This is a genomic window from Caproicibacter fermentans, assembly GCF_009746625.1.
GTDB classification, from domain to species: domain Bacteria; phylum Bacillota; class Clostridia; order Oscillospirales; family Acutalibacteraceae; genus Caproicibacter; species Caproicibacter fermentans.
Window position 1 is genome coordinate 1 of the sequence record NZ_VWXL01000093.1, and the last position, 1865, is coordinate 1865.

The window sequence follows — 1865 nt, forward strand, 5'->3', positions numbered from 1 at the left end:
TGCCGAAACTTGCAAAGCGTCGTCTCATCCGGAACATTCTCCGTCATGAAATCGATGCCGGTAAACTTACGCATGGCATAGCTGTCATAGATTGCGTCCTCGGTGGCCGGGTCGGAAAGGTTGAACCTACATCCGCAGCATCCGTTCTATGCCCATGGGTGGACGTCCCCGTTTGCCGTGGGGATAATATGGCTCAATGATACCGACCCACTCATCCCACGGGATAATCTCGTCCATGATTTCCAGAAACTCTTCCCACCGCGTTTTCTTCTTTCTGCAGCTATATTCAATATCCGTAAAAGTTTGTTGCTTTTTCATTTTTCCGCACCGCCTGTGTCTTGATAGTTCTATTTTACCAGAGTTCTCCTCTCTTCGGTAGAGGGGCGGATTAAATCAGAGGTTCCCTAATAATGGGCCTCCTTTCTTGCGTTTTGTGCGCGTTCACAGTATGATATTTATGAAAAGATTCCGTCTGGTGTAATCTGAACCGTCTCACTCCTCCTTCCGCCTTTTGTCTGATCTTCGCAAAAAACTACTGGTAAAACTGGCCGTCAGGGATAAAAACGGGCTGCCCCTGACGACGACAGAGCGAGTATTCCTGAATGGACACAAAAAATCCGCCCTTGACGGCAACAAGGACGGCTGATAGGATAGTAATATAATTGTTATTGATTGAGATTACAATTTGGAGGCGTGTGATGAAAAACCTGTTCCAAAATGCAAGCTCCCATTGGGTGCGGTACAGTGAATATGAGCTTAAGCAGGGTGAGAACGGCAAACTGTATGTCACGCCGATAGCGAAAGCCGCGCCGCAGGTATACGATCCGTTAAAGAACGCCGAGACGATGGTGCTCGACGCGCTAAACGTGGGGCTGCTGTGCATGAACCGTGCCGGGGAAGAAAAGATACGGCAGGGAGTCATGGATTTTGCCTCCCGTTATGGACTGTTGGGACTGATAACCGCGCTGCCGGCAACGCCATGCTTCATGGATTATGAAGCCGTATATTTGCCTAAAAACCATTTCATCAAGGATGAGTCCATGAAAGTTGATGCGTATACCGCGCTGTTTTTCCCTTTTGGGAAACCAGACTTTGTGAAGGATGGGAAAGTATCGGCATGGAACGTGACCGACCGCACCATGATCGCGCTGGCGATGACGATGAGCGATAAGCCGATGGCGGTAAACATGGGATTTCAGCGGGAATATGCCGAACGTTACGACTGGCTGATACAGCAATTCAAGGATTGGGCGTTTACCCTTTGTTCCAGCTTTCTTTACTATGAAGAATATGACAAGATCGACGAAACCGCCCGCGAACTTTACCGGCAGGGCATGGCGGCCTTTGACGGTATCGCGCCGACGTATCATATTGCGCTGCTGGACAAACCAACCATCATATGGGATTTTCATTCACTGCTGCTTGGCATCCAGATGATGTTCAGCTTCATGTTAACGGACGAGGCAAAACCTCTGCGTGTCTGCAAGCATTGCGGTAGGGCGTTCATGGCGAGTCGCCCCAGCGCTGTTTTTTGCAGTCCACAGTGTAAAAACCGGTACAACGTATACAAAAATCGGGAAAAGGATAAATAAAAGCCTCATGTCAATGTTTGCTTTTACACTTATAATATCAGCACAAAGGAATGAACGACATGCCAATACGAGCAACTTGATACGACGGCACGGCAGAAGGTCGGCGTTCCTAGAACCGCCGACCTTCTGGTCGAAAGTATTTCTAAGGAACCTCTGAACAAATGGCGCAGGAAGAGGAATTCAGCGAAAAGGGATTCAAGAGGCGTTCCAAACTGAATGATTACGTCGAATTTCAACGCTATACTCCTGAATTTATTTCCACTTTTGCGGAAT

General features: G+C 48.3%; 3 protein-coding genes. 1 reads left to right on the forward strand and 2 read right to left on the reverse strand.

The genetic code is table 11. The features are described 5' to 3' along the window. Positions 1-74 (reverse strand): hypothetical protein (locus tag CAFE_RS20515; RefSeq protein WP_330594057.1); only part of this gene is annotated, 74 nt, incomplete at its 3' end. A gap of 52 nt (positions 75-126) precedes the next feature. After that, positions 127-318 (reverse strand): hypothetical protein, encoded by a 192-nt coding sequence (locus CAFE_RS20185; RefSeq protein WP_233452841.1) that lies wholly within the window; start codon positions 316-318, stop codon positions 127-129. A gap of 380 nt (positions 319-698) precedes the next feature. Here CAFE_RS20185 and CAFE_RS15800 point away from each other — a divergent pair, with 380 nt between their 5' ends. Then, the gene (locus CAFE_RS15800) at positions 699-1592 is read left to right on the forward strand and encodes a hypothetical protein (protein ID WP_156991164.1); all 894 of its coding nucleotides are present in this window, start codon (positions 699-701) and stop codon (positions 1590-1592) included. Positions 1593-1865 lie beyond the last annotated feature (273 nt).